At 56.5% G+C, this 26,047-nt stretch carries 23 protein-coding genes; 10 read left to right on the top strand and 13 right to left on the bottom strand.

Annotated elements, in window-relative coordinates; translation table 11 throughout:
- Positions 1-103 precede the first annotated feature (103 nt).
- The 6 genes from ACGY09_RS11885 to ACGY09_RS11860 form a co-directional block, all read right to left on the bottom strand.
- Positions 104-1,345: an aspartate aminotransferase family protein gene (locus ACGY09_RS11885; protein WP_397571680.1), complete on the bottom strand. Its 1,242-nt coding sequence runs from the start codon at positions 1,343-1,345 to the stop codon at positions 104-106.
- Positions 1,346-1,366: 21 nt separating this feature from the next.
- The gene (argB, locus tag ACGY09_RS11880; RefSeq protein ID WP_373650036.1) at positions 1,367-2,254 is read right to left on the bottom strand and encodes an acetylglutamate kinase; all 888 of its coding nucleotides are present in this window, start codon (positions 2,252-2,254) and stop codon (positions 1,367-1,369) included.
- 1,038 nt (positions 2,255-3,292) lie between these two features.
- Positions 3,293-3,418 carry a hypothetical protein gene (locus tag ACGY09_RS11875; protein ID WP_373650037.1) on the bottom strand — a complete coding sequence of 42 codons (126 nt, stop codon included), beginning with the start codon at positions 3,416-3,418 and terminating at the stop codon, positions 3,293-3,295.
- Between the two features lie 847 nt (positions 3,419-4,265).
- Entirely contained in the window at positions 4,266-6,074 is a 1,809-nt protein-coding gene (locus ACGY09_RS11870; protein WP_373650039.1) for an alpha-amylase family glycosyl hydrolase, read from the bottom strand.
- Between the two features lie 362 nt (positions 6,075-6,436).
- Positions 6,437-6,844 carry a hypothetical protein gene (locus ACGY09_RS11865; RefSeq protein ID WP_373650040.1) on the bottom strand — a complete coding sequence of 136 codons (408 nt, stop codon included), beginning with the start codon at positions 6,842-6,844 and terminating at the stop codon, positions 6,437-6,439.
- A gap of 145 nt (positions 6,845-6,989) precedes the next feature.
- Entirely contained in the window at positions 6,990-7,613 is a 624-nt protein-coding gene (locus ACGY09_RS11860) for a hypothetical protein (protein ID WP_373650041.1), read from the bottom strand.
- A 1,312-nt stretch (positions 7,614-8,925) separates the two neighbouring features.
- Between ACGY09_RS11860 and ACGY09_RS11855 the strand changes: the two genes are divergently transcribed.
- From ACGY09_RS11855 to ACGY09_RS11810, 10 genes are all read left to right on the top strand, one after another.
- Positions 8,926-9,093 (top strand): DUF1328 domain-containing protein, encoded by a 168-nt coding sequence (locus ACGY09_RS11855; RefSeq protein WP_373653848.1) that lies wholly within the window; start codon positions 8,926-8,928, stop codon positions 9,091-9,093.
- Positions 9,094-9,468: 375 nt separating this feature from the next.
- Entirely contained in the window at positions 9,469-11,394 is a 1,926-nt protein-coding gene (locus ACGY09_RS11850) for an AI-2E family transporter (protein WP_397571679.1), read from the top strand.
- An 84-nt stretch (positions 11,395-11,478) separates the two neighbouring features.
- Positions 11,479-11,679, top strand: coding sequence for a CsbD family protein (locus ACGY09_RS11845; protein ID WP_373650043.1), 201 nt, complete (start codon positions 11,479-11,481; stop codon positions 11,677-11,679).
- A 148-nt stretch (positions 11,680-11,827) separates the two neighbouring features.
- Complete coding sequence (locus ACGY09_RS11840) at positions 11,828-12,031, top strand: hypothetical protein (protein ID WP_373650044.1); 204 nt, start codon at positions 11,828-11,830, stop codon at positions 12,029-12,031.
- Positions 12,032-12,273: 242 nt separating this feature from the next.
- Positions 12,274-12,729 carry a hypothetical protein gene (locus tag ACGY09_RS11835; protein WP_373650045.1) on the top strand — a complete coding sequence of 152 codons (456 nt, stop codon included), beginning with the start codon at positions 12,274-12,276 and terminating at the stop codon, positions 12,727-12,729.
- Positions 12,730-12,732: 3 nt separating this feature from the next.
- Positions 12,733-13,146 carry a phage holin family protein gene (locus ACGY09_RS11830; RefSeq protein WP_373650046.1) on the top strand — a complete coding sequence of 138 codons (414 nt, stop codon included), beginning with the start codon at positions 12,733-12,735 and terminating at the stop codon, positions 13,144-13,146.
- Positions 13,125-13,964 carry a hypothetical protein gene (locus ACGY09_RS11825; RefSeq protein WP_397571678.1) on the top strand — a complete coding sequence of 280 codons (840 nt, stop codon included), beginning with the start codon at positions 13,125-13,127 and terminating at the stop codon, positions 13,962-13,964. The genes ACGY09_RS11830 and ACGY09_RS11825 overlap by 22 nt, the downstream gene beginning before the upstream one ends.
- A 203-nt stretch (positions 13,965-14,167) precedes the next feature.
- The gene (locus ACGY09_RS11820) at positions 14,168-14,569 is read left to right on the top strand and encodes a DUF2294 domain-containing protein (protein WP_397571677.1); all 402 of its coding nucleotides are present in this window, start codon (positions 14,168-14,170) and stop codon (positions 14,567-14,569) included.
- Between the two features lie 288 nt (positions 14,570-14,857).
- Positions 14,858-17,113 carry a hypothetical protein gene (locus tag ACGY09_RS11815; protein ID WP_397571676.1) on the top strand — a complete coding sequence of 752 codons (2,256 nt, stop codon included), beginning with the start codon at positions 14,858-14,860 and terminating at the stop codon, positions 17,111-17,113.
- A 573-nt stretch (positions 17,114-17,686) separates the two neighbouring features.
- Positions 17,687-19,117: a sodium-dependent bicarbonate transport family permease gene (locus ACGY09_RS11810; RefSeq protein WP_397571675.1), complete on the top strand. Its 1,431-nt coding sequence runs from the start codon at positions 17,687-17,689 to the stop codon at positions 19,115-19,117.
- Between the two features lie 127 nt (positions 19,118-19,244).
- Here ACGY09_RS11810 and ACGY09_RS11805 read toward each other — a convergent pair whose 3' ends face one another.
- From ACGY09_RS11805 to ACGY09_RS11775, 7 genes are all read right to left on the bottom strand, one after another.
- Entirely contained in the window at positions 19,245-19,799 is a 555-nt protein-coding gene (locus ACGY09_RS11805; RefSeq protein ID WP_397571674.1) for a metal-sulfur cluster assembly factor, read from the bottom strand.
- Positions 19,796-20,110 (bottom strand): non-heme iron oxygenase ferredoxin subunit, encoded by a 315-nt coding sequence (locus ACGY09_RS11800; RefSeq protein WP_373650051.1) that lies wholly within the window; start codon positions 20,108-20,110, stop codon positions 19,796-19,798. Before ACGY09_RS11800 ends, ACGY09_RS11805 begins: the two co-directional genes overlap by 4 nt.
- Before the next feature lie 153 nt (positions 20,111-20,263).
- On the bottom strand, positions 20,264-21,589 hold the full coding sequence (gene sufD, locus ACGY09_RS11795) for a Fe-S cluster assembly protein SufD (RefSeq protein WP_373650052.1): 1,326 nt from the start codon (positions 21,587-21,589) through the stop codon (positions 20,264-20,266).
- An 11-nt stretch (positions 21,590-21,600) separates the two neighbouring features.
- Positions 21,601-23,019: a Fe-S cluster assembly protein SufB gene (sufB, locus tag ACGY09_RS11790; protein WP_373650053.1), complete on the bottom strand. Its 1,419-nt coding sequence runs from the start codon at positions 23,017-23,019 to the stop codon at positions 21,601-21,603.
- Positions 23,020-23,316: 297 nt separating this feature from the next.
- On the bottom strand, positions 23,317-24,150 hold the full coding sequence (gene sufC, locus ACGY09_RS11785) for a Fe-S cluster assembly ATPase SufC (protein ID WP_373650054.1): 834 nt from the start codon (positions 24,148-24,150) through the stop codon (positions 23,317-23,319).
- A 258-nt stretch (positions 24,151-24,408) separates the two neighbouring features.
- Positions 24,409-24,972, bottom strand: coding sequence for an NADH-quinone oxidoreductase subunit B (locus tag ACGY09_RS11780; RefSeq protein ID WP_373650055.1), 564 nt, complete (start codon positions 24,970-24,972; stop codon positions 24,409-24,411).
- 332 nt (positions 24,973-25,304) lie between these two features.
- Positions 25,305-25,922, bottom strand: a complete 618-nt coding sequence (locus ACGY09_RS11775) for a helix-turn-helix transcriptional regulator (RefSeq protein ID WP_373650056.1) — start codon at positions 25,920-25,922, stop codon at positions 25,305-25,307.
- Positions 25,923-26,047: the final 125 nt, after the last annotated feature.

The raw sequence follows: 26,047 nt of genomic DNA, 5'->3' as shown, positions 1-26,047 counted from the left end.
AAATCAATAGTTCCATCAATAACGGTCTGAATCAGGCGACGAGAGTGCGATCGTCGCGACAAACATGGCCGGCGCTGAGGCGACACCCGGAGGTAGAGTGTCACTACTCAGAGCTGCGAGACGTGGATGCCTCTTCAGCCATCTGCTTCAGCACCTCTGTGATGACTTTGCACCCTTCGTCCACCTGCGCGGGCGAAATGTTTAATGCGGGCAGCAGCCTGACGACGGTATCGTGAGTCGCGTTGATCAAGACCCCTCGCTCCATGCACTTGGCAACAGCCGGAGTCGCGGGAATGTTGAGTTCGATCCCGATCATCATGCCTCGCGATCGCACTTCGTGAATGATCGGCAATGTCCTCTTCAGCTCTGTGAAGTGCTGGTGGAACCGGTTCGACATTTCGCGGCAATGTGCGAGCAAGCCCTCTTCTTCGATTGTCTGCATGGTCGCGATTCCGGCAGCCATGGCGAGCGGGTTGCCTCCGAAGGTGCTGGCATGCATGCCGGGCCGCAGACTGGGAGCAATGTGGTCCTGGCAGACGAATGCTCCGCAGGCAACGCCTGCCGCCAGTCCTTTCGCGAGCGTCATGATGTCGGGCTGGACGCCGTGGTGCTGATAACCGAACCAGTGTCCGGTACGGCCCATGCCGGTCTGGACTTCGTCGAAGATCAGCAGCATGTTCCGTTCGTCACAGAGCTGTCTGAGTCCCTTGAGGAACTCTTCCGTGGCGATGTTCACGCCCCCTTCCCCCTGGATGGGTTCCAGCAGAACGGCACAGGTTTCATCATCGGCCAACGCCTTGACGGCATCCAAGTCGTTGTAGGGAGCGTAGCGGAAGCCGGGCAGCAGAGGGCCGAGACCTTCATGATACTTGGGCTGGGCTGTGGCCGTGACGGAGCCGAAGGTTCGGCCGTGGAACCCGTTCTCAAACGAGATCACGCGGAACTTCTGAGTCCCCCCCGACGGGTTGGCGAAGTGCAGTCGAGCCAGCTTGATGGCCCCTTCGTTCGCTTCGGTGCCACTGTTGGCAAAGAAGACTTTGCCGAAGCTGCGAGTCACGATGGATTCTGCGAAATCTCCCTGGGCTTCGGTGAACCAGGTGTTCGGGATGTGGATCAGGTGCTCGACCTGCCGCTGAATGGCTTTGACGACCTTTGGCGGGCTGTGTCCCAGGATGTTGCAACCCCAGCCGGGAAAGAGATCGAGGTACTTCTTGCCTTCCGCATCCCAGACGTAGCTTCCCTCGCCGTGGACGAGACAGACCGGGTATCGCCGGTAGTTGGGAATGACATATTTGGCAAATTGATCGATCGTTTTCTGACTGGAACGGGTTGCAGCAGGATGCATAGGATTTCTGAGCTTTCGCAACTAAAGGACGATCTCGGTCCCGATTCCCTCGTTTGAGTAAATCTCGAGTAAAACGGAGTGAGGAATTCTGGCATCGATGATGTGGACTTTTTGAACGCCCGCTTCGAGGGCTTCCAGGGCCGCTTCGACTTTGGGAACCATCCCGGCGTCGATAATGCCTTCGCGAATCAATTCACGACATCGGGCGGCGGTCAGATGCGACTGCAGCGTCGACGGATCTTTTCGATCAAGGTAAATGCCCGGAACATCGCTTAAGAACACCAGTTTTTCAGCTTGAATGAGTCTGGCTACTGCCGCCGCTGCGGTATCCGCGTTGACGTTCAGCTTGCCACCCTGATCATCCAGTGCCACCGAAGGAAGCACGGGGATCTGGTCAGCACGGCAAGTCATCAGCAGCAGGTCCCGATCAATGTCGGTCACTTCTCCGACACGGCCCAGGTCAATCGGTTCGCCCTGTTCGCCGGGAAGCGTCAGGCGTTTCCCTTTCAGACAGTTCACCGTCAGGTAGCTCAACGCACGGGCGTCGCCTCCCTGGCGAATAATTTCGTCGACGAGGTTTTGACAGATTTCACCGGCGAGTACCCGGGCGACAATCTCCAGTGTCTCGTCGTCGGTATAGCGCCGTCCCTGCACGAAACGCGGCGGAATGCCCGCCTTGGACATCGCGGCATTAATCGCTTTGCCCCCCCCATGGACCAGAATCGGCCGCATGCCGACCGACGACATGAAGATCACGTCGGTCAGAAAATGCTTCACGGCTTCCGCTTCGTCCATCGCGCTGCCGCCGAGCTTGATCACGACGTGGCGACCGCGGAATCGGCGAATCCACCCGAGGGCTTCGAGTAAGACACCGGCTTTGCGAACAGCTTCTTCGAAGTTTTGAGACATTTTGCTTACGCGGCCAGAGACAATAAGGGTGAAAAACCTGAATTCTAGGGTTTCGCTGAGATAAGTGTCAATTCGGCAGATTTTCTGAACTGGAACTTCGCCAGGGATGAGAAATCCCTGGCGCGGTTTTGCCGATTGGCCATTTTCGAGTGGGCTTGAGCCGTTTCGTAATGAGCATCATGCCTGAGCACCTTACTTGAGCATCTTCCATTTGAGGGATTTTTTGAATGGCGTAAGTTCTGTTTCACTAGTTGTTTATGGGAAATATGTCGTGTCAGGGCTTTAAAGTGAAAGGAAGATGCTCATGGAAAATTTGAGCATCTTCCTTTTCCGGCGTGTCTCACGCGATCAGGCTGGCGGTTCGCCAAATCTCCGTTTCTCTTTTCGATATACGGTTCGTTCGTACGTTTCGCTGGCTGGGGTTTTACGAGTTCTCAATGACAAGTGAAGCAGGGGGCGAGAGTTGCGAACTGACGTGCTCAACACCCGATGCACAGGCACTAAGGGGGGCTGCACAAAGTGGAATGCCATCGATTCCAGGTGTTCGTGGCGGGAAACGAGCCAACGTCTCTGGAGCGACATCCCGCTTTCATTGAAAGAGGGCACTGCTCAATTCCCAGAGCAACATGAGCTCGCTGACATGGTGACGCATGGGCCGAACAGGGGCTCTCGCTCGAACGTGGATGCCGCCCTTGCCTCGGTACTGTCGGTCTCGTCTTCTTAATTTTAAAAAATAGAACCGGTGCGTCAAGATGTGTTGACGCATTTATGCGTATTCGCTCGGAAAGGCGACCTGAAGAGCCTGGCGATTGACGAAGGCGAGGTGAGAAAATCGGCTGCGGCGGATCCGTTCCGGGGGGCTACACGTCGAGGTAAACCCATCGACGGAAAAAACAAGAGCGGCCAGAATCATCAGGGCTGATGCACTGAGGTGATTCTGGCCGCTCTCGCTGCATTTCTTGAGAGAGGAGTTCCTCCCGGGAGGCAGACCTGCCGGGCGAACTCCTTCTGAGTCAAGTGAATGGCTACCCGCTCTGTCTATCGGCCGAGCATCTTGGCGATGACATAGATCACGAAGGCTCCGAAGAATCCCCCTCCTAACAGCAGATAGACCAGAGAATATTCGGCGGCGGCAATGATCAGTGGGACGTCGAGTGGTGTCATTTGAGTTACCCCTTATTGTGAAAGTGAGTCGCGATGTAGGTGAGGCAATTGCTTGGCAGAAGGTAAACGCAAGATGTGTGCCGAACGGAATTCATTACTCACAAGGGCTCTTTCGGGGGCATCATCGTGCTATGGCTGAACATCTCTCCCAGACGCCTGCTCGGCGGCCCTACGATTCGCACGATGATCGTCCAATCGCTTCGGAAACAGGGGGAAAACGGGGTGAAGAAGCTCTCAGGGGATGAAGAACTCGAGCTGTAGGAAGAACGCCGAAAGGCTCTCTCAGCCGAACGAGAGGAAGGTCTGCGGAGACATCTCTCGGTATCGGAATCACTCAGGGCGAATCAGCTCAGTCCCGCTCTACGGCAAGCCCCCTCACTGACCCCCTCATCGCCACCACCAGGGCGGGGATTGCTACCAGAGGCACCCCTGTTTCGCCCTTGTTCCCGTGATGCCTGTTCGGGCAATCAGATGCCGGGCGGGAGTATGGAAAGTCCCCTAGCGAACGGGAGTGAGGAGCAGCGTGAGGGGGCTAAGAGCCATCGGCCACGCTCATCAAGGTTGATGGACCGCGTTCGAAGACGTCGATATACAACTGAAGCCGCCGTATTAAGGTTAGTCTTTGGAGCCCTCTCCTTGAAGTTGCTCTGGCGGAATAAACGAAGACCCGTCGAGGGTCTCTTGATCGACCATCGACGGGTCTAATTGAAATAATCACTGACTATTTGCGAATATGTAGTCTGCTTGGTGCTATCGCTCTCTCGGCCCGGGCTTTTTGAAATCAGTGGCGATGTAACGTCACTTCCGGATTTCGCGACCAGTGACCCGGGATTGAATCCCGTCGGCCTCAGGCGTCTTGTGAGAAGATCAGCATCGAATAGGGGCCGATGGAGATCGGGGCGGAACATTCATAACCGTCCCGTGCCTCGTCCTGGGTAGTGACGTCGCTGCTGGGGATGTTAGCAAAGTCCGCACTGTAACCTTTCCAGTCCGAATTCAGGCGCAGTTTCCAGGTCCCCTCCGCAGGGAACCCCAGGAGATAATCACTCCGTTCCTCGTTGGCGAGGTTCAACACCACAATGACATCGTCACCGGGACCATGATCGTACCAGCGGTGAAAGGCCAGCAGGTTGTCAGCGGGATTCGAGTGGAACACGTGACAACCTGATCCACACAATCCCCGGGTCTTGCCTGTCTGGTTCAGCCTCAGCCGGATCAGGTCACGGTAAAGTCGCACAATTCCGCTGTACTCTTCGGTATGCGCCCAGTCGAGGGGGACGGTGTCCTGAAACCAGCCCCCCTCAAGAAATTCCTGTCCCTGAAACAGCATGGGAACCCCTGCCGCGGTGAAGACGAGACCTGCGGCGAGCGTGGACCGCTTTTTCGCGAAGTAGTTGCCCGGATCCTCGGGATCAATTTCCGAAGGGACACGTTGTTTACCGTTGGCAACCTCGTCGTGGGATTCGCTGTAAATCACCCGCTGGAAGGGATCGCCATTGTAGGAGGCCAGCAGGGCACTGATGACGCTGTCGAGCGAGCGATCCTGATCCTCAACCGTCGTGACCGTCGCACGGATGGGGTGGACAAACTGAGCATCCCATTGCAGGTGAAAGCCAGCGCCTCCTTCAGCCGGATCCTTGGTTAACCAGTCATTGTTCTGAAGATCCTCTGCGATCAGCAGTTTCGCCGGATACTTGGCGCGGATTGCCCCGTTCATCCCCTGAATCAGGTTCCAGCCATCGGGTAACTCGGCCTGGGGGTCGCTGTCTCCCCGAACAGTTCGAATGAACAATGTCATGTCGTAACGGAGTCCGTCGAGGTGAAAATCCTCCAGCCAGAAGTTGGCGTTGTCCTCGATGAAGCGTCGGACTTCTTTTCGTCCGTAATCGGGACGATTCCGTCCCCAGGGCGTTTCGGCGCGCCAGTCGTTGTAGAAGTAGATACCCCCACCGTCGTTCTCACTCCAGCCATCGAATTGCCACAGGTCCAGATCACTCGGGCCAAAATGGTTGTAGACAACATCCAGGATGACGGCGATGCCGCGGCGATGTGCTTCTTTCACGAATTGCTTGAGCGCTCGTGGGCCGCCGTAAGTTGTTTCGACGGCGAAAATGTGTGCCGGGTTGTAGCCCCACGAGTAGTCCCCCGCGAATTCTGCAGTCGGCATGACTTCGATGGCGTTCACACCAAGCTGCACGAGATGATCAAATTTTTCGATCGCTTCTTCGAAGCCACCCGGGTGATCGGGGGTGGTGGGGTTATAAGTCCCGATATGCATTTCATAGATGACGAGTTCATTACGTGGGGGCATGACAAAGGCATCACCTTCCCAGTCGAAGCTCCTATCCGAGATCACACCGTTGCCGATGGAGTTCGTCACTTCCCGGGCATAAGGGTCAATGCGGAGAAGTTCCTGGTCTCCGTTAATGATTCGAAAACGATACTCATCGCCGAACTTGGCATTCGCAACTTTCGTCGACCAGTGATCTGCTTCATCTCGGACGAGTGGGTTCGCCTCTCCGTTCCAGTCATTGAATGTGCCGACGACAGAAACCTGTTGAGCGTGAGGTGCCCAGACACGAAATGTCACTCCATCATTCTCCACGGTGGCGCCCATGGGGGACGGTGATTGATGAGTTGGCCCGCTTTCAGACATGAAGGTTCTCCGGAAGATTGGGACGATTTGTAAGTAAGGTGATTGAGGAATGGGATCAATCCATGAGCGCATTCTCGACGATCGCACCGAGAATGCGCGTGAGAAAAGAAGTGATCTCACGCAAAGAGACTGCTGACGTTCAGGTCAGTCGTTGGCTTGTCCCACTGGGGCAGACAGCATTGTTGCAATGACATGGCATCCTGCTGACTCGGACATCAGTGACAGAAGGCCATAGAAGCATTTCGCTGAATTTAATTCGGCACTCGTCACGTCATTCAGCAGCGCGAGGCGCGGACAGCCATCCACGCCTCTTCCTTTTTTCGACTGCACGAGATCCTGACGTAGACCATGCAAATACGAGGCTATCGGTCGATGTTGCCAGAGGGCATGCCGCGGTCATCGCGGTTGCCCACGTTCAGGCCACGGGCCTTTGCCCCTGAGTCCTGCCGATCGACATTGACTGACCGTCGGCTGGACGCCACGGCGCTGGAGATGACGGAGGCGGAGCCAACCACTGCGACCGCAATCCAGGCAGTCATCGCGACTCGCTCGTGATTGGTAAGCGATGTCGTCACCGCGGCGGCAACGGCGAGTCCCAGTGGGACGACCGAACCAGCAGCAACAACCTTCCAGGAATTGGGCTGTGGCTCACGCTCAATACTTCGCTCAAGTGATCTTTCATGGGATCGATCCTGAAACTGCTCACGACCTCGCTCGAGCGAACGGGTCGGCACTTCGGGCCTTTCCGCGTTGACTGTGGATATCGACATGATTTTCCTCCTTTGAAAGAGCCCGCTTCCGTCACGCGACGGGCGTTGGGTTACTCGTAGATGCGTCATCAGGGTAGCAAGATTGCGGCCTGATTCGATCCGCAGTTTTGCACGTCGGATCGCTCTGGGAGATGTTCTCGCCCGCTTACCACTCGGTGCGAGTCACATGTTCCCCGGCGTTGAGAGTCATCAGATCAACAACTTCATCCCCGTCTTCAGGACGGGTTTGCACACTGATCACGGCGCCCCCATCGAACAAGGCCTGGCGATAGTCCTCTGCAACAGGGGCGGGAACTCCGATACCGGCCAACCCGCCGATGATTCCACCCGCTAAAGCCCCGGCACCACCGCCAGCGAAGGCAGCCATGAGGGGGCCGGCCACGACGAGGCTAAGGCCGGGAATAACGACGGTGGTTCCTGCGGCGGCCAGTGCGGCGAGTGTCGCACCCGCAATCGTGCCGATACTGCCACCCAGGCCCATCCCTTCGGGCGAGAGGGTCTGTGTTGCCTGTTTGGTTTTCCGCTGAGTGCAGATGGCGACTGCAGCCACATTAGGACCTTCATTGTCCATCGATTCGACGCGGGCCTCGATTTCTTCGTCCGGTTCCTCTCCACCCGAGAAGACCTGAGTTCGAGTTTCATCGGACATCATCAGATTGATGTCGCTGGACTTAAACCCTCGACGGAGCAGGTCGAGGTAGCAATTGTTGGCATCGGCGTGATTACGAAAAACACCGATCACTGCGGTTTGATGGGTCGTGGCTGTCATGGTCAATGTTCCTTCACAGAGGTCTTACCCAAGTCCATCTGTCGAGTACCGACCCGACACGGAGCGAGGATCTCAAAGTCAATCTTGTCGAATCGGCACCGCCAGGTTTCCCGATACCCCGACAATGCGGAGGAGAAACGGGCCTTGCTGTCTGGCCTCAGCTAATCGAGCTTCGAGCGTCAGCGTTGCTTGTCCACTTTCGATGTAGGTGGAAAGAAGGCAGCGGTCACGCGATAAGGGACTGCTCCATTCCGAAAGTGATCATTAAGCAGAACGCGTGCCAGAGACTTGAGAGGTAGGGACTGGCACCCCTTTATCCGACATGGCCCGGGTCAAAGATCTGGCGAACGTCGCTGATCAGCGGCAAGAGAGGTGATTGCGCCAACGGGACTTGTGACGACCCGCAACACGGCTGCGGAGGGCGTTCGGACCTTTCGAAACATTCAGGAAGAGTTCCGGTTGGGCTGTGTGGTGATGCACCAGTCCGTTCGTCCGTTAGTCGGGCCGCTATACCAGTTCTCTATGAGCGTCCCTACTTTGGCTTGGTCCCCCAAAAGGATGGATTGGTAAGTAATGGGTCACCAACCGTAGCACGCAGAATTCCCCTCTTCGGGTTGATTTGACTCCCCTGTCCTGGCATCCCCTTACAAGGGAAGTCGCTTGTTGGAAGCGGATGGGGGGTGGTGACTGTTGGGGAACCTCTCGTTGACGCCGCCGCACCGAACGGCGCGAATTCGCGGCAACCGCGGATTCCTCATCACGGAGCGGACGTTCCGCAATCGTGATGAGGCAAGCTGGGAACTCTACCGCGGTATCTTAGTGGGCGGGAATCTGCGTTATTCGTGTTACGAGAGAAATCACTATCTCGTACGATCAGCTACGTATAGCGGCCCAACTTATTTGGTCGAGGGGAACAGGAACTGGTGCGGTAGAGTCACTGAAGTTTGTACGTCCCAGAATCAGCGTGGAACGAAACCGCTCATTCTCAGAGTTTCCGGGGGAAAATCTGGTAATCCAATCAGTAGCTCAGAAAGGCCTGATTTACAGGCGTACGGACATTGCCTGATGAACTCCGGACGGCCCTCCCGTCGCAAATTCCGAGTGGCTGTTTTTAGTCGTGGCATCCTGTTTGCAATCGGATGAAGGCAGAAGCAAGCCGCTTTAGGCACGTTGGTTCTGCTGGTCAGATTGCTGACCAGGCTTAGGAGAGCGGGAGATTTCCGCAGAGATCCAGCGAGATCAATCCAGCTTGCGACTTCAGTTTGATGTCATTTTCGGCATCTCTCAACTTCACCTTCTGGCGGGGACTACCATGTTAAACTGGGCGCTGACATTTTTAATTGTCGCATTGATCGCAGGGGCTTTGGGCTTTGGTGGAATTGCGGGAGATGCCGCATGGATTGCAAGAGTGTTGTTTGTGGTGTTCCTCGTTCTCTTCCTGTTCTCGCTTTTGACAGGACGACGGGTACCGCCGGTCTAGCGACCGACCAGCTCAGGACGCTGCTACCAGTATCCTGCTAACCTTGCCCTCTCTCCGTTCTTCGGAGCGAGGTGCAGGTTAGGTCGCCTCACTCAGCCATCGGGACATCTTCCCACTGCAGTCATCACAGCTCGTGGTCTGCCATCCGACAGAACTGTCGCCCCGACTCATAAAGGCACGAAGTACGGTTTTTCGGTGAAAAGTCGTACTTCGCATCTTTCGTAAGACGTGTGCTCTTCGCACGTTTGAATGCGCCGCCGTTCGCTCCGGTTTTTTGTCACTCTGCAGGGAAGCCTTCATTAGCGGCGTTGCTCCCCTTCTCGAATCTGTTTTTCGTCCTGGCGATATTCGTGCTTGATTGAGGGATCGCTTACCGTGTCCAATTCCCGTTCCGTTCCCACCATTCAACGGGCGACTGTTGTCCTCACAGGGGCTGTGGTGACATGTATCGTCGTAATGGCTTTGCAATGGGGACGCCCTGTCCTGATTCCGATCGCTCTGGCGGTGCTGTTGACGTTCCTGCTGAATCCCATCGTGACGGCACTGAACCGACGGGGAATTCATCGAATCGCTTCAGTGGTAATCGCTGCAGGAATCGCGGGCGTGATTCTCTTTGGCATCGGCTGGCTGTTGACGACACAGGTGACGGGGATGCTGGAGGAACTTCCTCGGAATACGGAAAGAATAAAAGCGAAAGTCAGGGCTCTCAAAGAATTTGGTTCAGGGCCGACACGAGAACATATTGCTGAAATGATCCAGGAGATCAGCGAGGAACTGCAACTTCCCGCGAATGGAAAAAAAACCGTCCCTACGTCTGAACAAGAGGGAGCGCCGGGGCCCGTTGTCGTGACTCCCGGTGGCGAGTCGTGGTTCAACTACACGGAATACCTCGGTTCTGCATTCGAAACCTTAGCGACGCTCGCCTTCGCCTTCGTCCTGCTGATGTTCTTCCTGATTGAGCGTGAAGACCTACGGGATCGCATTGTTCTGCTGGCGGGTCGGGCGCGACTGGCAGGGACCAGTAAAGCGGTCGAAGATATTACCGACCGTGTCAGCCGCTATCTGGGAATGGTCGCGCTGGTCAACGGGGGATTTGGGGTTGTGCTGACGATCGGGTTGCTGCTGCTGGGGGTTCCCTACGCCATCCTCTGGGGATTTCTGGCCGCGGCACTCCGCTTCATTCCTTATATCGGACCTTGGGTGGGCGCGATCTTCCCCATCGCGATGAGTTTCGCGATGTCAGACGGGCTTTGGCAACCCATGTCGGTGCTGGCTTTCGTCCTGGTGATTGAGCTGATCTCCAATAATGTGGTGGAGCCGTTGTTGTTCGGACACACCATTGGAGTGTCTGCCACGGCGATGATCATTTCGGCGGCGTTCTGGTTGTTCCTGTGGGGCCCGGTTGGACTGGTCCTCTCTGCACCCTTCGCCGTTTGCCTGGTTGTACTCGGTAAAAACGTCGAATCACTACGATTTCTCTATCTGTTGCTGGGTGATAAACCGGCTCTCTCCGCCGACCAGAGCCTTTACCAGCGACTGATGCTTGGGGATGAGCACGAAGCCAAAAAACTGATCGAAAAGCGGATGAAAGACGCCGATTCCGTCCCTGATGAAATTTATGACCAATTATTTGTTCCTGCTCTGGTCTACTCCAACCGCGACGTCCAGCGGGGATTCCTGGACGAGGAAGAACAGGAAGCCATTCATACCACGATGCGGGAGTGCCTCAATGAAGTGCCCCTGTGTGTGGTAAATAAGGAGGAATCCGAAGAAGAGTCGGAACTGCAGAGGGAGTCAGCCCTGTCGGCCCCTCGCGCACGCATCCTGGCGTGTCCGGGTGCGAACGAGTCCGATGTTGTGGTTCTGACGATGCTAGAGCGTCTGCTGGATCCTCTGCACTTCGACGTGCAGATCCAATCGCTTGAAACCCTTTCGTCAGAGCTGGCTGCGGAAGTCAGGGGTTCGGCACCAGCCATGATTTACATTGCGTCGACCCCCCCGGGGGGGATGGGTCACGCAAAGTATCTGTGTAAGCGACTGCACGCAGCGGCACCCAATGTGCCAATTGTGGTCGGGCGTTTCGGACCCAAGCGAAGCCGTGCCCATGACCGTCAGCAGCTCGAAATGGCGGGGGCGAGCTTCGTGGTCACAAGCCTTGTTGAGTCGAAGAAGTTGTTTCAGGCGCGGCTGCCTGTACTGATCTGCGATCACCAATCGTGCCCTCCCGGAGAGTGTTCCATGACGCCGGAAACGGAGTCAACCGCAGTCGGCGCGACGATGTTGGGCGCAGCAGCTCATTAACCGCTGGTCAAATTTGCAAACAGATTTGGGGTGTTTCCCCTGTAAGTCCGTAACACGATTTGAGGATGAGAGAAGGAGAAAATCATGAACTGGGATCAGATCGAGGGAGGCTGGAAACAGCTCCAGGGCCAGATCAGGGAAAAGTGGGGAAAGCTTACGGATGACGACTTGACTGTCGTCGCCGGTAAGCGGGACCAGCTTGCAGGTCTGCTCCAGCAGAAGTACGGCTACGCCAAAGACCGGGCTGAGAAAGAACTTGACGACTTTATCCGCGCCCTCAAGTGATGTCGCTTCGGACATTCCTGATACGTGCTGTGGGTTGTACTGAATTGTAAGAGACAGAGATTCGGGCCCGGGTAACATCGTCGATCATTGTCGATCACAGAAAAATCCCGGGCACCTTGTTTTGAGTTGTGTTGAAAGGACTTTGAGAATGCGAAACCTGATTTCCACCACCTGCCTGCTCGCTTTGACCACGGGATTCTTCGTAGGTTGTTCGGAGACCTCCACCGTGAAGGATGAGACCAAGATTCAGACCCCGGGTGGTACGACGACCATTACGACGGAAAAGGAAGTGGAAAAGACAGGGGATCATAAGGGAACTGATGCGGTTCCCGTCACGCCGACGACTCCCTGACGGATGTGTGCACACGCATTTCAGATTGAGTGACGATGAGTGGCCTTCGAACAGCACGAACGCCAACCAGTCATGCACCCAGATGTGCTGCTTGCGATAACGTGCCAGTCGATCCGTTTTCAGCCAGTAAACAGTTCCACAGGTCGAAAAAGCGACTGGCACGCTAATCGCTATTGCTATACTCCACGATGTCAGTCTTCGACACCGTGGTTCCAAACCTTACGAACAGGAGTACGAGTATCATGGCAGACACAACAACAATGGCGAAGAACAAAGTCCAGGAAGCCTCGCAGGCCGTTGCTCAAGGCGCCCAGGGTGCCGTGGACAATGTACGGAAGGCTGCCGGGTACGTGGCTGACCAGGCCAGCGAAGCGGCCTGCAATGCCTCGAAGGGGATTGCAAGCGCAGGGTCGTACCTGGACCAGAAAGCCGAAGACGCAGCATGTGCGATCGGTGGCGGTTTGAAGGCCGCGGGCGAAGCCGTCCGTCACAACATCCCCCAGGAGGGGCGTCTGGGTCAGGCTTCCTCGGCTGTTGCCCAGCGATTGACCGAGACGGGCGAATACCTGGAACGTGAAGGCCTCGACGGCATCATGCAGGATGTCTCATCGGTCATTCGCAAGAATCCGATTCCCGCCCTGCTGATCGGGATCGGTCTGGGGGTTCTTGTCGCGCGAGCTACTTCATCAAGGACATAATCCATGTCAACTTCCATTTCCCCCGAGCCGGGTGTGGAGCCCTCGGTGACTGAACTCGTCAGCGGAATCGTGAGCGATCTTCAGAACCTGGGTATTCAGCATCTGGCTCTGTTTCGGAACGAAATCAAGCAGGACTTAAAGACGGCAACAACCGGTGCCTCGTTCCTGGGGGCGGGATTTGCAGTCCTGCAAGTCGGATTGATTCTGGTCTGTCTGATGCTGGTTCACTTGCTGTCTACTCAGGTTCCGACGTTGTCACTGTGGATGTGCTACGGGATTGTCGGAGCTTTTATTGTGGTTTTAGGGGCCATCGCAGTGGGGATCGGCGTCAACCAGATGAAATCCGTTGAAGCCCTGACTCCCAAAACTGCACAAGCAATGAAAGAGGACACCGAATGGCTGTCGACACCGAAATAGCACGTGAACAGGACGAACTCCTGGCTCAAATGGAAGAATCGCGTGAGTCACTGGCTCACAAGATCGAGTTGCTCGAAGGAAAAGTCGCCGAGACAGTCGAAACGGCAACCGCCACCGTACAAGAGGCGACGGCCAATGTGCTGGAAACAGTACAAACCGCTACGGCTACCGTCTCGGAAACGGTCGGAACTGTCACTGACGCCGTACAAGGGACGGTGCAGGATGTTCGCACGACACTCTACGATGGAGTCGAAAGCGTCAAAGGAGCTTTCGATATCTCACAACATGTCGAGAAGCACCCCTGGATCTCCATGATGGGTGCTGTGGCAGTGGGATATGTCGGCGCATCGCTTCTGCACCGCCCCAGTGCGGAACCTCGAACAAGGTCAAAATCCTACGGCCACTCGGGAATCCAGGGGTTATCGAGTCGGCCTTATGAAGAATTTGCGCCCAGTCCGACGAATACGGTTCCTCCCACCGTGGTCCAATACGCTGCGAATGATTCCACACTGCGTCCCTTGAGCAGCGCGCCTCAGTCATCAGCACCCCCGAGTAAGTCCTGGATTTCCATGCTCAGCGAAACGCTGGGACCAGAGATCAACAAGTTGAAGGGACTTGCGATCGGAACGGCGCTAGGAGCCGTACGGGATTCCGTTCTCCAGTCGGCGCCTGAAGCGATGAAGAAGCCACTGGCAGACGTCATTGACGAAGTGACGCAGAAACTGGGCGGCGAATGCCTGCAGGGCTCTCTGTTCACTTCGGATTCCACTTCAAGCGGTGGTAGCCAGTCTCGGGGTGTCCCCTCCGTTCCCCGATAATTTCTTTTTCGGTTTTTTACCGAATAACGATCCGCCCTGTCGGCGCGGTGGCTCATCGAGACCGCGCCGGGGGGCAATCGCCCCCTCGTTGTTGTCCTCTCGAGAGAACCCCTTTTTCGATGCCCTCTACACTCACGCCATCAGATTGTCTGACCTCACGGAATTCGTGTGATAATTCGTTGCCCGCTTGCGAGGATCCAGGTTTGTTCGAGTCGATTGATCGCGTTGTCACCCGTGGCGAGCTCGAAGCAGCGATTTCGGATTTGATTGTGAAGTTTGAATTGGAGTACTTCGGACGCGGACCTCAACAGATTCGGACCCATTTAATTGGCGACATGCTCCTCGTTCGCATGTCAGGAGTTCTGACACCATCGGAACTTCGACTGGTCCGTGGGGCCAATTCGGCGGCCGCCACGGTTCTGTTGAAACGGATGAGGACCCAACTGATTGAGACGGCGACCCCTCTGATTCAGTTAATTGTAAAAAAAGTCACGCAGGTGAATGTGGTCAGCATGATGTACGACCTGGGACTGGCGACCGATGAAGAGATTATTCTTCTGACCCTGAGCAACGCTCCCGATTGTTGTGAAACAGCGATGTCTTGACCGGCTGTGCCAACAAGGCCTAGGGGGCCAATCTGAGCCAAAAAGAGCGAGCCACCAGAAATGTGGGCTCGCTCTTTTTTTGCACGGTTGAACCGAGTTTGGCGGACGAAGTTTGGGCCATCGTTTGGAAGTCGTTATTCCCATTTCCGGATGAAGGTGATTCACAATCGGGCCGTCAGATCGTTCTTTGGACAGGCAGGGCTTCGCAACGGAAGTGATGTACCCCGGCGGACATGGACGGCAGGTTTCCAGCCTCGCATGGCGATGAGGGAACGTTAAACTACGGCCATGTTTAACACTGGACGCTATTTCTGCTTGTTGCTGGTGGCCTTCGCCCTGACGTTCCTGTTCTGGTGGCCGCTCTTCTTTGGATACGGTTTTATTGGCGGGGACCTGTATCCGTACTTCTTCCCCCAGAAGGTCTTCTATGCGGATTGTCTTCGTGCGGGGGAATTGCCGCTGTGGAACGATCTCACCGGCTTTGGTTATCCCATCCTGGGAGAGAGTCAAACGGGGGCGGCTTATCCCTTGCACGTCGTTTTGTACGGTCTACTCTCGGTGAATACGGCGTACAACGTCCAGCATCTTCTCCATTATCTGATTTGCTTCGTCGCTACGGCACTCTTCGCCTTGCGGGTTGGGAATTCGGGGCGAGGTGCGATGCTGACGGGTCTGGTTTTCACCTTCGGGTGGTTTCCGCCCCGCTCCTGTCTGGAATGGGCCATTTTGACGGGCTGCTGGCTCCCCGTCGCGATGTACTGTGTGGAGTCTTTTCTTCAGACCCGCTTGTGGCGGTACTCGATCGGTCTGAGCATTGCGCTGGGGCTGCAGTTGCTGGCGGGACATTACCACCTGGCTTTTATTACCCAGTTGATGGTTGCCAGTTATGCCACATGGCGGCTTTGGGCGGAGCATTCTCAACAGGTGCAAGTCCATCCCGGGACGGAACAAGGACGTGTGTCACGCGGTGCGCTGGCACTGATTCTGGCGGGCATCGCCGGGGTTTGTCTGGCGGGAGTTCAACTGGTTCCCTCATGGGAACTGAAGCAGCGCAGTTCGCGCGTGGTGGCGGGAAGCGACTACGATCCTGCTTACGGACACATGCCCCCGCTCTATGTGACCCAGCTGATTGCTCCGTGGTGCTGGTACAGTCCGCAGGCGATCGGGGAAGACAATCTGGTGCGAACGCTGGCAGAACTGGTTGCGCCGTGGCAGCTTTTCGGTCCCAACCACGAGCTTGACGAGGCGATTCGGCAGGCACGCCTTGCTGCATTGGAAACGGGAACCAATAAGGTCGAGGCCCACGTGTACTGTGGACTCGTCCCGCTGCTGCTGGCTGCATTTGCCGTCATCCGCTGGGCTCGACACCGGCGTTCATCGAATAACGCTCAGGCGAACGCATCCGTGTTGAATGGCACCACCGGTTACTGGCTGATGGTGGGAACCGTGGCACTCATCTACGCAACGGGATGGCTGCTGCCCATAGGAAAGCATTTGCCCGGCTTCAGCTTCTTTCGGGGGCCGGGGCGATACGGGATCGTGACTACGTTTGCCATCGCACTGCTGGCGGGGCAGATGCTCAGTCACCTGCAGCGCTGCGCCTGGCCGATGACCGCACGGGGGATCGTCATAGGGGCGATCTTCGCCTCGACGACCGGGGACCTGTGGATGGTGAGTCGCATGGTGACCTATACGGCGATCGTGTCGAAGCCGGCAATTTCGTTCCGTGAGGACAGCCCTGTTCGAAAGCTGCTGGCTGGCGAAAAGGAGCTGCCGCGGCTGGTATCGCCGGGTCCCAATGTCGGGACACTGCTCGGTGTGTCGTGCGTCCCCTGGTATCTGGGGATCGCTCCTGCAGAGTATGTCGATTCCCAGTTTGCGATGCCGGATTCTCCCAAACCGCTTCCCTCGGGTCGGCCGACTCCCGCATCCACCCCCTACCTCGAATGGCTCAGTCAGGCGGGCGTGACACACGTTCTCAATTTTGAACCTCTCGACGAACAAGGTTGGGGCGTCGAGCTTTTGTGGAAAGGGGTCGACCCGTTTCTCAATCGGATCTGGGGACGCATGGAACCGATCCATTTGTATCGGTTCAAGCAGCGGGAAGCAGGCGGCGACGCCGTTTCGTATCCCGGACGTGCCCGTATCGGCGCGAACGGAGTGAGCGTTTCGAATCGACCGGAAAGTCCGTGGGGACGGGGAACTCGCAAGGTCGTCGTCGAGCAGGCTCCGAAACCGGATGAGCCTCTCATTCTCACAGAACTTGCCTATCCGGGCTGGACTGTCGAGAAGAATGGCATCCCAACGGAAGCGCGTCAGATAGGCCAATTTCGGGCTGTGGACGCTCCAGCGAAGGGAGATATCGTTGTCTGGCGCTACCGCCCTCTCAGCGTCATCATCGGAGCGATCGTCAGTCTGTTCACCGCGTTCCTCCTGGCGGCGGTTGCTCACGTCCGCTTCTGGCACACGGGGCTGACCGATCGATTCTTACGCTGGGCCTGCTCAGCGGGCGACGGTGTGCCCGGAAGCGAGAACCGCGCATGAACGGCCGCGCCATTTCGTCATTGCGATATTATTAAAAACGTCACGGAGTCGACCCGCTCGGCAGGTGCACGCTTACATTCTCGACACGTTAAGAGAACTTAATTCGTCTTGTCGTACAGAATGCGTTTCAATACCGCTGAGCCCGCTACGCGCGGGGAACGAATGTCAGACTTTGGTCTCTGTCGATGATTCGAACTGAGCGAGATAGCAGAAGCAGGGGATTCATCCTGCGCGAGGCGCACGACCGGTGCAAGCGCCGCTCGCTTTCGAAGACGTCGTTCGAATGCCGGGATGATTTGCAAAGGACTTCGGCAGACGTTGCACACGACAAGAGTCGTTGTCTGGTCGTCACGACACTCGCGAAAACGCGGAGAGAGTGAGGGTGGTTCACTGTAAAAGAATGTCCGAGACACTTTTACGTTTCGGCCGCGTGCTGGTTCGGTGAGGCCCCTCGAGGGGTGTTGGCTGACTTCTTCGTCAGCCCGATTGATCGGCACAGGGGCTGCTTTCGCTCGCTTCCACGTTCGTCTGTGGAGCGTGCTCTGCCGGGATTACTACTAAGGGATATGCGCTGTGCTTCATGAATTTCTTGATAACTTCACTCACAACCTGTTCAAGCCGTTACTGCTGTTTTTTTATGCCGGCTTTCTCATTCCCATGCTGCACGTCAAGCTGGAATTCCCCAAGGCCGTCTATCAAGGTTTGACCATCTATCTGTTACTCGCCATCGGCTGGAAAGGTGGCGAAGAGCTTGCGGGGCTGGAGCCACATCTTTACGGACAAGCGGCCGGGTTTATGCTGATCGGCCTGGTGACCAATTCGATTATCGGTGTCGTCGCTTTTTATACGCTCCGTCTGACCACGAAACTGCGCCAGATCGATGCGGCCACCGTCGCCGGGTATTACGGTTCGGATTCCGCAGGGACTTTCGTGACCTGTATGGGGGTGCTGACTGCCGGCAAAATCGCCTTTGCTCCCTACATGCCTGTGATGCTTGCGGTCATGGAAATTCCCGGCTGCCTGGTCGCCCTGTATCTGGTGGCCAACATGCGGCAGCGGGGAATGGACGCCAAGGGGAATATGCCGGGTGAGGCTGGGTATGGCCAGTTTCGCAGAGCCATCCCGCCCCAGCACGAACATGAGGAGGATCTCGACGAACAGGAGCATGACTACGAAGACGAGTACGCTCTGGAGGAAGAATACGCTGCCGTGGGAGCCGGACATGCCCACGTTCGATCAAACGGTGTGTCGAAAGCGGGCCGATCATCGGTCAGCGGAACAGCAAGAGGGGGACGGAATACGGCTGCCCTGCGAACTCAATCGACAGAATCCGAAAGTTCCACGACAGCACAAAACGCCGCCGACGAAGCGGAGGCAACGATTGCTCTGCAGGAAGTCGACCTTCATGCGGGAGAGGATGCACCCACTCAGAAAGTGCGGGGTGCTTTCTTGAGCAAGGAACTGCTTCACGAAGTCTTCCTGAATCCCGGAATCTTCCTGTTGTTCGCGGGTATCGCCATCGGTTTCATCTCGCGACTGCAAGGTGAAAAAGTGACAGCGATGGACGACGCGTTGTTCGTGAATCTGTTCCACGGACTGCTGTGTGTCTTCCTGCTGGAGATGGGAATGACCGCTTCCAAGAAGCTCAAGGATCTGAGAAATGCAGGCTGGCAGTTTGTGACGTTCGCGTTAGTGGCTCCGAACGTCTTCGCAGTCATGGGGATGTTGATCGCCCATGGGTACAGCCTGTTCCTGGGACAGCAACTGGAGCTGGGGACGTATGTGCTGTTCGCTGTCCTATGTGGTGCCGCCTCGTATATCGCTCTTCCCGCAGTCCAGCGACTGGCGATTCCCGAAGCCAGTCCCACCTTGCCGCTCGCTGCCTCACTGGGGGTGACCTTCAGTTACAACGTCACCATCGGTATTCCCGTCTACCTGATGATTGCCACAATCATTACCAGGTATGCTCCGGTCGCTGCGGCGACGACTCATGCGGCCCTCTGATTGACGTGCATGTTTGGCACGTTCGTCAGAGATAACCAAACAAAAAGCCCCTGCCAGGAAATCCTCGCAGGGGCTTTTCGATTGGTTGCTTTGTGACATCGTCGCAATGCGGGATTCATGCCAGCGATCAGAAAATTCCCAACTGATCGCGTGCATCGTCGGTCATGCGGTCGGGCGTCCACGGCGGGGTCATCGTCAACTTGATTTCCGCCTGATCCACGCCGGAGAGTTTTTCCAGCGACATTTTCGCTTGCGAGATGATTTGCGGACCCGCGGGGCAAGCCGGGCTGGTCAACGTCATCTCGACGAGCACTTTTCGTTCGGTGTGATTGATGGAGTAGACCAGTCCCAGATCCACGATATTGATCATGAGTTCGGGGTCGATCACTTCCCGCAGGGCGTCAATCAGAGCCGCATCGTCGGGTGCGGATTCTTCCCCGGCTTCCGAAGCAGCGGCCTCTGGAGAGGCTTCAGCACCGGCTGTAGCTGACGAGCAGCTTGGATTGGTCGACGGAATCGCCTCGGCTGTGGCTGCGGGCGTAGATGCTGATGATTGGCAGCAACCTTCTGATGTCGTCGCGGACTTATCTGCGGACGTCGGTGTCTCTCCGGCTGCGGAATGATTGTCAGAACAACAATCGGTGGCGGGAGCGATTGGAATGGAATGCGTTTCAGGGTTCATGTGCGGGGCCTCACGTAAATGTCGCCGTCGCGAACTTGGACTTCAAAGGTAGAAATCGGTTCGATGGCGGGCATGCAAAGGGGTTTCCCCGTTCGAAGATCGAATCGCGCTCCATGCCGGGGACAGACGATCGAGCAGTTTTCGACGGGCCCATTCGTCAATGGCTGCCCATCGTGAGAACAGACGTCCTCGATCGCAAAAAAATCGTCCCCGATCCGGATCAGCAACGAAGGAACCTCGTCCACCAGAATCGATAATCGCCCCCCGGAGGGAACTTCGCTTACAGACGCAACTCGTTCAAATTCAGACATGCACTTCACATTCTTTACTGGGGCACCGGTACAGGGGCGATGAACGGGCTTGTGACAAGCGAGTACGCCACCGACGAAACACCGTCTGTGGCGCTGCGTTGCCCTCACCAGCCGCAATGGAACTCAGCTCAAACAGGAGAGACTGACTGTGGTTTACAGTCCGCCGATTCCCAGTTTTCGCTCAACCGCCTGTCCGAGAGTTTCTCGCACGATTTCGACCGGGATGCGGTCATAAACCCGCTGAAAGAATCCCTCCACAATCAGGTGCATGGCTTCAGCCCGACTGAGTCCTCGGCACATGCAGTAGAACAATTGCTCTTCATCGACACGACCGCAGGTGGCACCGTGGGTACAGCGGACGTCATCCGCTTCGATCTCAAGACCGGGGATGGCATCGGCGCGGCACGTTTCGCTCATCAGCAGGCTATCGTTTCGCTGGTAGCCGTCTGTTTTCTGAGCGTCTTTGGCGACCTTGATCATTCCACGCCAAACGCAGCGGGCGTTGTCGCGGACGACGTCTTTGTAAAGCAGGTCGCTGCGCGTATGGGGCGCGTTGTGAGTCTGCTGCGTGTAGTACGACAGGAGCTGCTTTTCGGTGGCGAACGTGACGCCGTTCACTTCCGCGGCAGCCCCTTTTCCGTCCAGGAAAACGTCCTGGTGGACGTGAGCGAACCGGGCGCCCAGACCAGCCACGGTCCATTGCAGCGAGGCACTCGCGTCGACACGGCCCACCTGATGAGCGAAATGCCAGACCTTGTCGTTCCAGTTCTGAAGCTGGACGTAGCAAAGGTTTGAGCGAGGTGCGAGCAGCAGTTCGACAGCGCCGACGTGAACCCCGGGCAGGTCCGGCGAGGTCGACGACGTTTCTTCCAGCAGTGTGGCAGAAGCCCCTTCTTCCAGGATCACCAGCGTGTGACTGAAATCGGCAGCACCCGCGGCAGCCAGACCGATCAGGCTATACAGCGGTTTGCTGATCTGGACGTTGCGGGGAACATACAGGACGGTCCCGCCCGTACAGTAGGCGGCGTGCCAGGCGGCAAACCGATCTGCTTCCGGCTTGACCGCTCGGGTCATCAGGTGCGGCTTGAGGATGTCGCCGTGAGTCTGGAGTAAGTCGGATAGGTTTCCATACAGAACCCCCTGCTTGACCAGGTCCTCGTCGAGCTTCGAAGGCGAACTGGCGCCATCGATGTGACTGACGAAGCCAGCGAACTCGGCTCGGGTTGCGAGGAGAGTTTCAAAGGCAGCGACCGCATTTGCTGTCGAGGGAGTCTGGATGGCAAACTTGTCTGCGCGGAAAGCCCGCGTATCGACTCGCTTCCATTCTTCCGGATCGAGTTCTGTTTGGAGCAGTTCACGGTAGGTTTCGAACGCACCGCGGCGCAGGTCGCTCATCCACGATGGTTCGCGGCGCGAGGCAAGAAACGATTCGAAGGCGTCAGTACCAAACGCCGCATGAGAGGGTGTCACAGTCAACATGGCTTCGGAAATTACCCGACACTCCCTTCCATTTGTAATTCAATCAGCCGATTCATTTCGACTGCGTATTCCATTGGCAATTCTTTGACGAGCGGTTCAATGAAGCCGGTGACGATCATCGCCGAGGCTTCGGTCTCGGTCATCCCGCGGCTCATCAGATACAGCAACTGTTCTTCGGCAATCTTGGAGACGGACGCTTCGTGTTCGATCGTCAGATTGTCGTGATTGACTTCGATGTACGGATAAGTGTCGCTACGGCTGTGTGGATCGAGGATCAGCGCGTCACAGACGACGTTGCTCTTGCAGTGATGAGCGTCGTGAGTGGCTTTCACCAGGCCACGGTAGCCCGCCCGACCTCCGTCCTTCGAGATACTCTTGGAGATCACGCGACTGGACGTATGCGGAGCACAGTGAACCATCTTGGCTCCGGCGTCCTGATGCTGACCCTTGCCCGCGAAGGCGATCGACAGGGTCTCGCCTCGGGCACCCGGTTCCATCAGGTAGATGGCGGGATACTTCATGGTCAGTTTCGAGCCGAGGTTACCGTCGACCCATTCCATGAGCGAATCACCGTACGCCTGGGCTCGCTTGGTGACCAGGTTGTAAACGTTGTTCGACCAGTTCTGAATGGTCGTGTAACGGCAGCGGCCCCCTCGTTTGACGATGATCTCGACCACGGCCGAGTGCAGGCTGTCGCTGCTGTAGGTGGGGGCGGTGCAGCCTTCGACGTAGTGGATCGAGGCCCCTTCGTCCACGATGATCAGGGTCCGTTCGAACTGGCCCATGTTCTGCGTATTGATGCGGAAATAGGCTTGCAGCGGGAACTCGATCTTCACCCCTTTCGGGACGTAGATGAACGAGCCACCCGACCAGACGGCGGAGTTCAGCGCGGCGAATTTATTGTCAGCAGAGGGAATGACCTTGCCGAAGTATTCGCGGAACAGATCCGGATGATCACGCAACGCCGAATCGGTGTCAGTGAAGATCACACCCTGGCGGCTGAGGTCTTCCTGTAGACTGCCGTAAACGACTTCGGACTCGTATTGGGCTTTGACACCTGCGAGGTACTTCTTTTCGGCCTCGGGAATCCCGAGTCGATCGTAGGTTTTGCGGATATCGTCAGGAACATCCTCCCACGACTTCTCCTGCCCTTGCGATGCCTTCACGAAGTAGAACATCTTCTGGAAGTCGAGTTCGCTCATGTCACCACCCCAGGTGGGCATGGGCTTGTGAAAGAAGAGATCGAGAGCTTCCAGGCGGAAGTCACGCATCCACTTCGGCTCGTTCTTCATCTCAGAGATCTGTTCGACGATCTCGCGATCAAGACCCCGACGGCTCTTGAAAACATACTTGTCGGTGGGGTCATGGAATCCGTACTGGTAATCGCCAACACCGATTTCGTCGTCTACGGTCGTTGTTTCTGTCGTCATGATATCTTCGTCTTCCCTTAGTGGGTCGCTCGTCTATTCGGTTCTCGGTCATCGGTCAGGGTACGATCCGTGGATGCCCTCGAGGCCAGGCAAGGTCACCGATCGTTGACCGTTATCGTTTCACTGTCGTCTTGCATCCGCTCGGACCTGTCGTGAGTTCCGACAGAGGTGACTCGTGACTGGATGGCATCTGGAAAACCGATCGTCTGACGCAGGGTGAGTTCGCCGACCGACCATTTCTGGTCGGGGAAGTCGGTTGCGTCGTTTCGTGGTTGCCGGATGCCGCTTTTTGTGTGTTTACTTGGTTCCTGCTGCGACGGCAGCGGGGACACTCTTCTGCTGTTCCTGTTCTTCGGCCGCTTCAGCAGGATGGCGAAGTCGGATATTGGCATAGCCGTTGTTATGCAGTTCATGTGCCAGCGAGGCGTCGCCGGTTTCGACGATGCGGCCCGCGAGCATGACGTGGGTGTACTGTGGAACGTTGTATTCCAGCAGACGTTCGTGGTGCGTGATGATCAGGACACCCATCTGAGGTCCTGCCAGCTTTCGGAGTCCTTCACTGACCACTCGAACAGCATCGCTGTCCAGTCCGCTGTCGGTTTCGTCGAGGATCGCAAACTTGGGCTGGAGCATGGCGAGCTGGAGAATTTCCATTCGCTTCTTTTCACCACCCGAGAAACCGTCGTTCAGATAGCGGCGAGCGAATTCCACGTCCATGCCAAGTTCTTCCATGCGGCTTTTCAGCTCTTTACGGAAGTCCCGCATGGGGATCAGGCCTTCGCCCTCTTTTCGAGTTGGGTTGCGAATGTTGGTGACAGCATGTCGCAGAAAGTCCGCTACCTTCACACCGGGAATCGTGACCGGGTACTGGAAGGCCAGAAACAGGCCGAGTCGGGCGCGATCGCAGGGGTCCAGCTCGTTCAGCGGCGTGCCATCCACTTCGATCGAGCCACCCGTGATTTCGTATTTGGGGTGACCGACCAGGGTGTAGGCGAGGGTGCTTTTACCGGATCCGTTCGGGCCCATGAGTGCGTGGATTTCGCCCTGACGAATTTCGAGACTGACGCCCCTTAAAATCGGTTTGTCGTCCACAGACACATGCAGATCGGTGATTTTCAGAAGACTGGACATTGAATGCGAAAACTCTACTTGTGTGGAAAAGAAAACTGACTCAGTGAACGATCACGGGTGATCGCCCGATCGACGAACTTCGATCGGGCCTCACTCGAGGGCCTCGCGGGGCCGGCTCCAAGTCTCAGTCGCGTCAGGCACGGCTCGTTGTTGCGAGGTTCCCTGCCTGAAGGACCGTTGACTTGTCAAAAAACGAATTCTGTGCGGACCGGATTCGCGGCTGGATTAGACCGCAGTACCGTCACGCGATTGATTCCATCAGACGACTTCCGTCAATGACTGGGTTACGGGAAGAGCCACTCGTCCCGTGTGGTGCGGAATCGGCAGGACTTCCTGTGTTCGGGTAATTTTCTTGGCTTTGATTTTGTCCTGGATTCGCATCAGACCTTCGAGCAGGGCTTCAGGTCGTGGTGGGCACCCGGGGACGTAGACGTCGACAGGGACGACCAGGTCGACTCCCTTTACAACGTGGTATCCGTATTTGAAGTAGGGGCCTCCTCCGACTGTGCAGGCTCCCATGGCAATCACGTACTTGGGGTCGGGCATCTGTTCGTAAAGGCGGCGGACGCGGCTGGCCATCTTATAGGTGACCGTCCCTGCGACGATCATCAGGTCGGCTTGTCGTGGCGTCGCGCGGAACGCACCAGCACCAAATCGATCCATATCAAACCGGCTTGCACCCGCAGCCATCATCTCAATTGCGCAACACGCCAGACCAAACGTCATCGGCCAGATACTCGACTGCCGCGCCCAGTTCATCGCCTGTTCCAGCGACGTGGTGATAACGTTTTCTTCAAATCGGCCTTCAATCCAGGTTGTCATGATTGCAGTGTCCGTTTTTGTTGCGTTACTGGAGATGGTGCCGGGAACTGTCCCGCAAGGGAACGACTTTAACAGTAATTGCCGTTGCTTTCACCCAACCTCGTTCCTTGCCAGCGGGCTGCCATCCTCGTGGCAGGCACTTCCACACACTTCCTCAGCCGAGCCGCTGTCTGAATCGTCTTAACGGTCTGTACTGAACTGCACTTTCCTCACTCTCTACTCGATGAATGTTCTGGCGGCTGACTGCCGGCCACTTGATTTTCGTTGTTTCTCTTCTGGTTACTATGAACTTCTGGTCACTATGAAATAGGGTGAATTCGAAAAACTGCACATCACGCAGGATGGAACTCGCAGCAATGTCCGCCATCCCGACAGCAGGACGCTAAAGTCAAAGGAACCCCCAGCACCCGCTCAAAAACCTGTTGTTCCAACTCGCAAATCCCTGGGTCCTGCTGAGCCAGCTCGTGGTACGGGCAGTGATTCTCGCGGAGAATCGGCAGCGCTTCTCGCGTGTCGACTTCGACGGAGAACCCACGGTCAGCCAGTGCGATTCCCAATTGGGCGAAGCGATCGGACAGGAGCGCCCCCTGCACGTTTGCGCCATACTGACGAACCATGGCATCACGAATGCGGCCTGTGACCCGCTGGCGCACGTCGATTTCGTCAATTGTCTGGAGTTCCGACCACAGCAGTTGAGCCAGTTCGGAATAGTTATCGCCGAGTCGTCGTCGACCCAGTTCCGTGATTTGGTAGGTATGGTGAGGGCGTCCGCGGCCCGATCGAATCGTTTGGCGCTCAATCAGCCCCAGCGATTGAAGACGACTGAGACGTAACCGAATCGCCGTCGCTGTGACTCCTGCAGCGTCGCACAAATCCTGAACGGTTCCTCCTCCGAGCCGTTGAAGGCTCAGCAAAAACTGTTCGTCATCAGGTTCTAATGCAGGTTTCATCTTTTGTTCTGGTGCTTTCCTGGCAGCGAACTCGCGCCGCTGCCAAGGATTTTAGTCCCGACACGAATTAAAACAATAGCCGCAGCGAATAATGCGGTAATTTCCCAGGATCGAGAAACCGGCCT

The organism is Schlesneria sphaerica (assembly GCF_044336245.1).
Lineage (GTDB): Bacteria > Planctomycetota > Planctomycetia > Planctomycetales > Planctomycetaceae > Schlesneria > Schlesneria sphaerica.
The sequence above is the reverse complement of the archived record's forward strand: the minus strand, read 5'-3'. Positions and strand labels throughout refer to the sequence as shown.

Excerpts from the sequence above, each read along its gene's own strand:
- ACGY09_RS11885 (WP_397571680.1), bottom strand. The coding sequence starts at position 1,345 with ATGCATCCTGCTGCAACCCGTTCCAGTCAGAAAACGATCGATCAATTT.
- argB (WP_373650036.1), bottom strand. The coding sequence starts at position 2,254 with ATGTCTCAAAACTTCGAAGAAGCTGTTCGCAAAGCCGGTGTCTTACTC.
- ACGY09_RS11875 (WP_373650037.1), bottom strand. The coding sequence starts at position 3,418 with ATGACACCACTCGACGTCCCACTGATCATTGCCGCCGCCGAATATTCT.
- ACGY09_RS11870 (WP_373650039.1), bottom strand. The coding sequence starts at position 6,074 with ATGTCTGAAAGCGGGCCAACTCATCAATCACCGTCCCCCATGGGCGCC.
- ACGY09_RS11865 (WP_373650040.1), bottom strand. The coding sequence starts at position 6,844 with ATGTCGATATCCACAGTCAACGCGGAAAGGCCCGAAGTGCCGACCCGT.
- ACGY09_RS11860 (WP_373650041.1), bottom strand. The coding sequence starts at position 7,613 with ATGACAGCCACGACCCATCAAACCGCAGTGATCGGTGTTTTTCGTAAT.
- ACGY09_RS11855 (WP_373653848.1), top strand. The coding sequence starts at position 8,926 with ATGTTAAACTGGGCGCTGACATTTTTAATTGTCGCATTGATCGCAGGG.
- ACGY09_RS11845 (WP_373650043.1), top strand. The coding sequence starts at position 11,479 with ATGAACTGGGATCAGATCGAGGGAGGCTGGAAACAGCTCCAGGGCCAG.
- ACGY09_RS11840 (WP_373650044.1), top strand. The coding sequence starts at position 11,828 with ATGCGAAACCTGATTTCCACCACCTGCCTGCTCGCTTTGACCACGGGA.
- ACGY09_RS11835 (WP_373650045.1), top strand. The coding sequence starts at position 12,274 with ATGGCAGACACAACAACAATGGCGAAGAACAAAGTCCAGGAAGCCTCG.
- ACGY09_RS11830 (WP_373650046.1), top strand. The coding sequence starts at position 12,733 with ATGTCAACTTCCATTTCCCCCGAGCCGGGTGTGGAGCCCTCGGTGACT.
- ACGY09_RS11825 (WP_397571678.1), top strand. The coding sequence starts at position 13,125 with ATGGCTGTCGACACCGAAATAGCACGTGAACAGGACGAACTCCTGGCT.
- ACGY09_RS11815 (WP_397571676.1), top strand. The coding sequence starts at position 14,858 with ATGTTTAACACTGGACGCTATTTCTGCTTGTTGCTGGTGGCCTTCGCC.
- ACGY09_RS11805 (WP_397571674.1), bottom strand. The coding sequence starts at position 19,799 with ATGAACCCTGAAACGCATTCCATTCCAATCGCTCCCGCCACCGATTGT.
- ACGY09_RS11800 (WP_373650051.1), bottom strand. The coding sequence starts at position 20,110 with ATGTCTGAATTTGAACGAGTTGCGTCTGTAAGCGAAGTTCCCTCCGGG.
- sufD (WP_373650052.1), bottom strand. The coding sequence starts at position 21,589 with ATGTTGACTGTGACACCCTCTCATGCGGCGTTTGGTACTGACGCCTTC.
- sufB (WP_373650053.1), bottom strand. The coding sequence starts at position 23,019 with ATGACGACAGAAACAACGACCGTAGACGACGAAATCGGTGTTGGCGAT.
- sufC (WP_373650054.1), bottom strand. The coding sequence starts at position 24,150 with ATGTCCAGTCTTCTGAAAATCACCGATCTGCATGTGTCTGTGGACGAC.
- ACGY09_RS11780 (WP_373650055.1), bottom strand. The coding sequence starts at position 24,972 with ATGACAACCTGGATTGAAGGCCGATTTGAAGAAAACGTTATCACCACG.
- ACGY09_RS11775 (WP_373650056.1), bottom strand. The coding sequence starts at position 25,922 with ATGAAACCTGCATTAGAACCTGATGACGAACAGTTTTTGCTGAGCCTT.